Raw genomic sequence first — 7,815 nt, forward strand, 5'->3', positions numbered from 1 at the left:
TTGGTGTTCCCGAGTTGGGTGGAGGGGGGAGTTGGTGTTCCCGAGTTGGGTGGAGGGGGGAGTTGGTGTTCCCGAGTTGGGTGGAGCGGCCACGTCACCTGGAGTCGAGCAACCCCTTCACGTAGGCGGCCTGACCGACGTGCTGGGTCGCATCGTTGAGGATGCTCACCAGCCGCACAGCGGCCGTGACGGGCGGGTTCCATCGCCGATCCACGACCGTTCCGAGGTCCTCCTCTGAGATCCCGCGGAGAATCTCGACGGCCCGCTCGTGAACGGCGTCCTGATAGTCGCCTAGGATCTGTGGCTCGATCCGAGGGAACGCGGCGACATCCTCTGGGCTGTGGCCGTAGCCCGTGCTCTGCTCGGGGTACGGGGTGCCAAACCGCGCGCGCCATTCGTTCCAGATCTGCCCGGGAGGCATGGGGTGTCCGCGCCCCGCTGGCGGTTCGCCGCCGCCGAGGACGTGGGCGAGCGCCGCGAAATGGTCGTCGGTGATGCGAGTGAGGTGCCAGAGGATCCATCCGACCGAGTTCGTCTCGGGGGAGGGCTGTTCGACGAGGCGCGCGGGCGAGAGGCCGAACACCACATGTTCGACGCTGTCGCGGACCCGGCCGAAGCCGTCTTCGAGGATGCTAATTGCCCAGTTCTGCTGCGCTGTCATGGGGTCACCCTAGCCCCGGTGGCGCGCTCAGGTGGAGGCCTCCGCGGAGGATACAGTAGGCCCATGGCTATCATCGGCATCGGCGTGGACGTCGTGGACATCGACCGGTTCGAGCGGCAGCTCGAGCGCACTCCCGGCCTGCGGGACCGGCTGTTCGTCCCCGCCGAGCGCGAGCTCAATGCCCGCTCGCTGGCCGCGCGCTTCGCCGCGAAGGAAGCCGTAGCAAAGGTCCTCGGCGCCCCGGCCGGGATGAACTGGCAGGACTGCTGGATCGGCCTCGACGCCTCCGGCCCGACGATCCAGATCAAGGGCACCGTGCTCGCCGTCGCGCAGGACCGCGGCGTCCGCACGTGGCATCTGAGCATGTCGCACGACGGCGGAATCGCCACCGCGATGGTCGTCGCCGAAGGCTGAGCCGGATGCTCACGGCCTTCACTGGCACCCAGATCCGCGAGGCCGAGCGGCCCCTGCTCGAGCGGGGTCTCGGCGCCGAGCTCATGGCCCGCGCCGCCCACGGCCTGTACCGCTCGCTGGTCGCAGAAGTCCGGCGCGTGAGGGGCGGCCTCTACGGCGCCAGGGTGGCCGCCGTCGTCGGCAAGGGCAACAACGGCGGGGACGCTCTCTTCGCACTCGCTGAACTCGCCGCCCGTGGCGTGCGGACGACGGCGGTCCTCGCCTCGGGCGCGGCCCATCCCGAGGGTCTCGCGGCCTTTGAGGCGGCGGGCGGGCGCGTGGAGCCGTCGCTGGGGGAGGCGGACGTCGTCGTCGACGCCGTGCTCGGCACCGGCGCGAGCGGTGACTATCGCGCGCCCTTCCCGCGCCCGGGAGGGCTCGTCGTGGCCTGTGATCTCCCATCGGGCGTTGACGCGGACTCCGGAACAGCCTCGCGAGAGGTGTGGCGGGCGGATGTGACGGTGACGTTCGGCGCGCTCAAGACCGGCCTCCTTGCGGGACGCGGCCGCGCGCTCGCGGGACGCGTTGAAGTGATCGACATCGGCCTCGCAGAATTTCTGCCTGTGCCGGACGTATACGTCCTCGAGGCCGAGGACGTCAGCGCTGTTCTTCCCGAGCCCCACGACGATTGGCAGAAGTACACGCGGGGCGTCCTGGGCGTCGTCGCCGGCTCCGACGAGTATCCGGGGGCCGCCGTCCTCACCACCGCGGCGGCGCTCGCGACGGGGGTCGGGATGGTCCGGCATGTCGCGCCCGAGAGCGTCCGCCATGCTGTCCTGGCTGCTCATCCCGAGGTCGTCGCGTCCGGGTCGGCCGAGGGGCGCGTCCAGGCGTGGGCGGTCGGGCCTGGCATCGGCGACGACGCCGCCCAGCAGCGCGCCTTCGACGTCGCCTTGAACTCGGGCCTGCCGCTCGCGATTGACGCCTCTGCGCTCAACCGGATCCCAGGACCGGCCTTGGACGGCCGCGCCGTCATCACCCCCCACGCGGGCGAACTCGCCCGGATTCTGTCGCGGCTCGGCCTCGATGTAGAACGCTCCGAAGTCGAGGAACGACCCGTCCGCTGGGCCCGGCTTGCCGCCGAGCGCTTGGGCGCGACGGTGCTGCTCAAGGGGCCCGCGACCGTTTGCGCGGCGCCCGACGGCACGGCATGCATTCAGGCCGTGGCACATCCGTACCTAGCGACTGCGGGTTCCGGTGACACCCTGACGGGAATCGTGGGGGCACTCCTCGCGACGACCTCGAAGGTGAGGCCCGTCCACGTCGCCGCAGCGGCAGCGATGGTCCATGGTCGGGCCGGGCGAATCGCCGCCGAGGGAGGCCCGTTCGGGGCAGGCCAACTTGCGGCGGCCGTGCGGAAGGCGATATTGGCGTTCCAAGGAAGAGTTCCAGAGGTTCCCCTCGGGGCGGCGGTAGACCCACTGCTTGCCGACCAGTAGAAATGGGGCTCGGGCATGCAGGGGCATGCCCGTCCACTCAGGAAGGTCCGGGGATCAATGGAGAAGATGATGGATAGCGAAGCGCTGCCGCAGATCGAGCGCCGTCAGGTGGTGAAGACGGCAGCGTGGGCCGCGCCAGTGATTGCGGGGGCAGTCGCAGCGCCGATGGCCGCCGCCTCGCAAGGCTACTGGGACGTGGGGATCACAGGGAGATGCTCGACGGGGCTGCTCGGGATCCTGGGGCAATCACGCCTGGACTTCACGATCACCGCCGTGCAGGGGACGGTGGCGGCGGGGACGAGCTTCACCCTCACATCGAGCGCCTTGCTCAACGTGAGCGCGCTCGGTGCGAGCCCGAATGGGTTTGTCTCGATCTCGCTCCTGAGCGGTTCGTCCGCGCTTCTGACTCTCACGTCACCGCTCGCGCAGGGAAGCTCGGTGACGATTGATCTGCTGGGCCAACTCGTGACCATCGGGCTCGTCTACACCTACACGCTCCAGCTCAACGGGAACGACAACCCCTCAAGCCCGGCGACGGCCGCGCCGAACTCGGCCTCCCTGTCCGCGCTCGCTCAGCTCAACCTCGGCGTCAGTTCGCTCGTGTGCCTCTGATGACGCGTTGACCGATCCGGGCGGCGACGATTCGTAGCCGCCCGGGTTGCGCCGCTGCCAGCGCCAATGGTCAGCAACCATCTCGGGGAGGCCGTGGCGCGCCTTCCAGCCGAGCTCCCGCTCCGCTTTGGAGGTCTCGGCGAACGACGCCGCGATGTCGCCCGGACGTCGCTCGGCGAGGCAAAAGGGGATGTCTCGACCAACAGCCTCGGAGTATGCCCGTAGAACCTCGAGGACGGTGTACCCACGCCCAGTCCCGAGATTCCATGTGTGAACACCGGTCTTCCCGACGATCCAGTTCAGGGCGGCGACATGCCCTTCCGCGAGATCGAGGACGTGGATGAAGTCTCGCATCCCGGTGCCGTCTGGGGTGTCGTAGTCGGACCCGAAGACCTCCACGAACGGGCGTTGGCCGACGGCGACCTGCCCGACGAACGGGACGAGGTTCGCCGGAGTGCCGCGGGGATCTTCGCCGAGTCGGCCCGATGGATGAGCTCCGACAGGATTGAAGTAGCGCAGGATTCCTATGGACCAGCGGTCATCCGCCGCGGCGAGGTCCCCGAGCATGTGCTCAATGATGAGCTTGGTGCGTCCGTAGGGATTGGTGGCCGAGAGCGGTTCGTTCTCCGAGACGGGCACCCGGCGCGGTGAGCCGTACACGGTCGCCGAAGACGAGAACAGCAGGTGCCTCACCCCGCTTGCCTCCATCGCCTCCAGGAGGTTGAGCGCTCCGCCCACGTTGCCGACGAAGTAGCGCAGCGGATCGGTGGTTGAGTCACCGACGGACTTGAGCCCGGCGAAATGCACGACGACGTCCGGGGACGTCGCGGCGACGGCGGTTCTGACGGCGACGGAGTCCGACAGGTCCGTGGTGAGGCAGGGAACGGGGACGCCGGCGAGCTCCTCGACGCGGCTGAGCGCCGTGGGAGACGAGTTCTGGAAGTTGTCCAGCACCGTCACCTCGTGCCCCGCATCCAGAAGCGCCAACACGGTGTGGGAACCGATGTATCCGGCCCCGCCGGTCACCAGAATATGCATCTCAGTAGGCGCCATTCTTGGTGGCCACTGCGGCGACGGTCCGAAACAGGATCATGAGGTCCTGAATCATCGACCAATTCTCTACATAATAGAGATCCAATTTGATCGCATCGTCCCACGAAAGGTCGCTGCGTCCGCTCACCTGCCATAACCCGGTAATTCCCGGTTTGATAAGTAGCCGACGGTGGGCGAATTTGTCGTAGCGCTCGACCTCTTGGGGGAGCGGTGGTCTCGGGCCGACCAGACTCATGCTCCCGCCCAGGACATTGAAAAGTTGCGGCAGCTCATCGAGGGAGTGGCGTCGGATAAACCGTCCGAATCGGGTGACCCGGGGATCGTCGCGGAGCTTGAAGAGGGGGCCGCTCCCTTCATTCTTGCCGTGGAGTTTTGTGAGCTGTTTTTCCGCATTTGCGACCATCGAGCGGAACTTCATCATGCGGAAGGGTTCCCCGGCCCTACCGATTCTGGTCTGGCGGAAGATCACCGGACCGGGGCTGTCCAGCTTCACCGAGAGGGCAACCATGAGCATCGGAATCGCCAGCAGGGCGAGGAGAATCAGCGTCGCGGCGATATCGAAGCCCCGCTTGGCCAGACCCTTCGGGCCGTCGAGCCGCGGGGTAGTCACGTGGATGAGCGGAAGCCCCGCGACGGGCTGGGTGTGGATGCGCGGCCCTGCGATGTCGGTGAGCGCGGGCGCCATGACCATACCCACCTCGCGGGTTGTGAGCGCCCAGCCCAGCTGCCGCAGGGCGGAGGGGTCCAGACTCGCGCCGCCCGAGATGACGACGGCGTCTGCGGCGCACGCCTCAAGCGCCGCGAGGACCCCGTCGAGGTCCGAGCTCCGTCGAGGCACGGGCACGCTCAGCCCGTCGCGCAGGGAGGCCTCCATCTCGGTGTCCGGATCCGTGACGTACGCGGCGACAGGCTGGTAGCCCGCTTCGGGGTGACGGCCCAACTGCAGGTACAGGTGACGCACGCTCTGCGACGCGCCGACGAGCAGTACCCGTCTCACCGCATTTCCCGACCTGCGTTCCCGAATCAGCCGGCCTCGAAGCAGCCGGCGCCCGAAGAGCAGGCAGACAAGGCCCAGAGGCAGTGCGACCGCGACGTAGCCGCGGGCCGTCTCCAGCTGAAGGACGTAGGAGAGGACCGCAATCCCACCGAAGAGCCACAGGGACGCCGATGTGACCCTTTTGTACTCCTCGGGGCCGTAGCCGAAGACACGCTCGTCGCGCGAGCCCGAAAGACCGAGGGCCGCACACCAGGAAAGGCCGAGCACGACGCTCACCAGCGCGTACGGGATGGAGCCTTGGCCGAGGTCGGCTGACGACCCAGCTGGGCCGAAGCGCAGCAGCTGGGCGCCCGCGATGGCCACGCCGACACTCATGAAGTCGGCGAGTACGAGGCGGGTGGCGTGGCGGTAGGGCATCTTCGTCGCCGTGCGGTCCGGAACTGCCTCGGAGTTGGGAAGGGAGCCGGACGGCTTCCCGGTCACAATTGTGCTCAAATTAGACGAGAGATTGTCCGACGTCTTCAGCCGATCGGTCACATTTGTGAATAGCCGAGGGTGCCATTTGGGTCGCGCCGTCTCGTCATCCGTCACATTCGTGACATTGCCGGAATCACTATTGTCCTGCCCTCCAGTTAAGAGGCCAGCCTTCGCAGCGGTTTCGCTCATCTCTGTCCCCATGAATGCAGCCGACACCTGAGTTTGAGCCGCTTTGGAGCGGCGCCGCCGAGAGCATATCCGAGTGGCGGAGCGTGGGATCAAGTCGGAGGCGCTCGGGTGCAGGTCCAACCCGCCGTCGATCACTCGAATCCGGGGGTGCCGATTCGCCTGCATTCCATGCGAATTCGCGGCCCTTTGCGGCCGCGGCTACGCTGTGCCGAGCACATTGATTTATGGGGGAAATATGCGTCCATCCTTGAGCCCGTCGGCTCTCCCGACGGCGCTCTCCAGCGTCCAGACAGCCCCTCCGGCAGCGGCGGAGGGAGCATGATCGAGAGGCTGAGGACCGTCCGAGGGCTCGTGGACGGGCCAATCGCCGGGCGCACAGTCTTCTCGGTGTTCGGTTCCTGCTTCGTGGCAGTGCTCGACATGCTCGGCGTGGCCGCCATGCTGCCGCTCATGCAGGTCGTGACGGGAGCCTCCGCCGAGACGGGCGCCGCCGCGTGGGCGGCTCGGCTCGTCGGATCGTCAACACCCGGAGTCTTGATTCCGGCCATCGCGGGCCTTGTGGCGGGCGCCTTCGTCCTCAAGAGCCTCGTCACCATCGCGTTCCGCTGGTGGCAGCTCGGCTTCACGACCCGTCTCGAGGCCGCGGCTTCCGTCGAGCTCGTTCGCCGATACGTCCAGTCGCCCTACGGAACGCATCGGCTGCGCAACGTGGGGGAGATCCGCCGTTGCGTCGAGTCGTTCGTGCCGCAGACCTTCTCCCAAGTGGTCCAGGGCCTCCTCAACTGGATCACGGACGCGCTCACCCTGCTGGCCGTCGTCGTCGTGCTCCTCTTCGTCTCGCCCGCGGCGACTTTGCTCGCCGCCGTCGTCTTCGCGGGCTCGGGCTGGGCCGTTCAGCGGGCCCTGCGCCCGCGGTTCGCAAGTGTGGGCGAGACGATGGCCAAAGTCGATCTCGAATCGTGGTCTGCCCTCATGCCGGCTCTCAACGGCTTCCGCGAGGTGCGGCTCGCTGGAGCGGCGGAACTCCTGCTTGCGAGGCTCGGCCACGCAAAGCGCGAGCGGGCCCACGCCCAGCGCGAACTGTCGCTCATCTCGGAGCTGCCGAAATACGTGCTCGAGGTGGCCTTCGTGGTCGGCATCGGCGTTGTGGCGGCACTCCTCTTCGCAACGCAGACCCCGGGAGAGGCAGCCTCCGTCATCGGTGTCTTCTCGGTGGCTGCGACTCGCATCCTCCCGACGGTCAACCGCCTCGTCGCGACGACAGGGCTCATCCGTTCCGGCGAGAAGGCCCTCGATGTCGTGGTGGCAGAAATCGGAGAACTGGACCGTGCCGAGCGCCATCCGTCAGCACCGCCGAGTCTGGCGTATGACGGCGACATTCGGCTCGAGGGAGTGACGTTCGCCTTCCCCGACGCGGACGCCCCGGTGATCAGAGGCGTCTCCACCACGATCCCGAAGGGGCGCACGACCGCCTTCGTCGGTGCGAGCGGTGCCGGGAAGAGCACGCTCCTCGACCTCGTCCTCGGACTCCTTGCGCCGACGGGCGGGTCGATCTCCTGCGGCGGGGTGGATACGAGGAGTGATCTCAATGGCTGGTACGCAGGCCTCGGTGTCGTCCCGCAGGAGGTCTTCCTTCTCGATGACACCGTCGAGGCCAACGTCACCCTCGGAGAAGGCCGCGCGGACCCTGAGCGACTCCACGAGGCGGTACGGCTCGCTCAGCTCGATGCCGTGGTCGCGGATCTTCCGGAGGGGCTGGGCACTCGGCTCGGTGAGCGCGGAGTGAGGCTTTCGGGCGGTCAGAGGCAGCGGGTCGGGATCGCCCGGGCGCTGTACCGGAGGCCCAAGGTCTTGGTCCTCGATGAGGCAACCTCGTCCCTCGACGGTGCAACGGAGTACCGCATCACGGAAACCGTCGAGCGGTTGAGCGGGCT

The 7,815-nt window shown here is 67.7% G+C and carries 7 protein-coding genes; 4 read left to right on the top strand and 3 right to left on the bottom strand.

Annotation, left to right across the window (positions count from 1 at the left end):
* Positions 1 to 94: 94 nt before the first annotated feature.
* Positions 95 to 661 (bottom strand): mycothiol transferase, encoded by a 567-nt coding sequence (locus V7053_RS16620; protein WP_334173384.1) that lies wholly within the window; start codon positions 659 to 661, stop codon positions 95 to 97.
* Between the two features lie 63 nt (positions 662 to 724).
* Here V7053_RS16620 and V7053_RS16625 point away from each other — a divergent pair, with 63 nt between their 5' ends.
* The 3 genes from V7053_RS16625 to V7053_RS16635 all read left to right on the top strand — a co-directional run bounded on the left by V7053_RS16625 (position 725) and on the right by V7053_RS16635 (position 3,165).
* Positions 725 to 1,075, top strand: a complete 351-nt coding sequence (locus V7053_RS16625) for a holo-ACP synthase (protein WP_334173385.1) — start codon at positions 725 to 727, stop codon at positions 1,073 to 1,075.
* A gap of 5 nt (positions 1,076 to 1,080) precedes the next feature.
* Positions 1,081 to 2,553, top strand: coding sequence for an NAD(P)H-hydrate dehydratase (locus V7053_RS16630; protein WP_334173386.1), 1,473 nt, complete (start codon positions 1,081 to 1,083; stop codon positions 2,551 to 2,553).
* Positions 2,554 to 2,622: 69 nt separating this feature from the next.
* Positions 2,623 to 3,165, top strand: a complete 543-nt coding sequence (locus V7053_RS16635) for a hypothetical protein (RefSeq protein WP_334173387.1) — start codon at positions 2,623 to 2,625, stop codon at positions 3,163 to 3,165.
* Here V7053_RS16635 and galE read toward each other — a convergent pair.
* Together galE and V7053_RS16645 are read right to left on the bottom strand one after the other, a co-directional pair.
* Positions 3,076 to 4,203, bottom strand: a complete 1,128-nt coding sequence (gene galE, locus V7053_RS16640) for a UDP-glucose 4-epimerase GalE (protein ID WP_334173388.1) — start codon at positions 4,201 to 4,203, stop codon at positions 3,076 to 3,078. The two genes, V7053_RS16635 and galE, sit on opposite strands and share 90 nt — an antisense overlap.
* Position 4,204: 1 nt before the next feature.
* Complete coding sequence (locus tag V7053_RS16645; protein ID WP_334173389.1) at positions 4,205 to 5,710, bottom strand: sugar transferase; 1,506 nt, start codon at positions 5,708 to 5,710, stop codon at positions 4,205 to 4,207.
* 489 nt (positions 5,711 to 6,199) lie between these two features.
* Here V7053_RS16645 and V7053_RS16650 point away from each other — a divergent pair.
* On the top strand, positions 6,200 to 7,815 hold a 1,616-nt coding region (locus tag V7053_RS16650), incomplete at its 3' end, for an ABC transporter ATP-binding protein (protein WP_334173390.1).

Source organism: Sinomonas sp., from assembly GCF_036848755.1.
In the GTDB taxonomy this organism is placed as follows: Bacteria; Actinomycetota; Actinomycetes; order Actinomycetales; family Micrococcaceae; genus Sinomonas.

What these genes read in the sequence shown, in the direction of transcription:
- galE (WP_334173388.1), bottom strand. Translation starts at nt 4,203, where the DNA reads ATGCATATTCTGGTGACCGGCGGGGCCGGATACATCGGTTCCCACACC.
- V7053_RS16625 (WP_334173385.1), top strand. Translation starts at nt 725, where the DNA reads ATGGCTATCATCGGCATCGGCGTGGACGTCGTGGACATCGACCGGTTC.
- V7053_RS16620 (WP_334173384.1), bottom strand. Translation starts at nt 661, where the DNA reads ATGACAGCGCAGCAGAACTGGGCAATTAGCATCCTCGAAGACGGCTTC.
- V7053_RS16635 (WP_334173387.1), top strand. Translation starts at nt 2,623, where the DNA reads ATGGATAGCGAAGCGCTGCCGCAGATCGAGCGCCGTCAGGTGGTGAAG.
- V7053_RS16630 (WP_334173386.1), top strand. Translation starts at nt 1,081, where the DNA reads ATGCTCACGGCCTTCACTGGCACCCAGATCCGCGAGGCCGAGCGGCCC.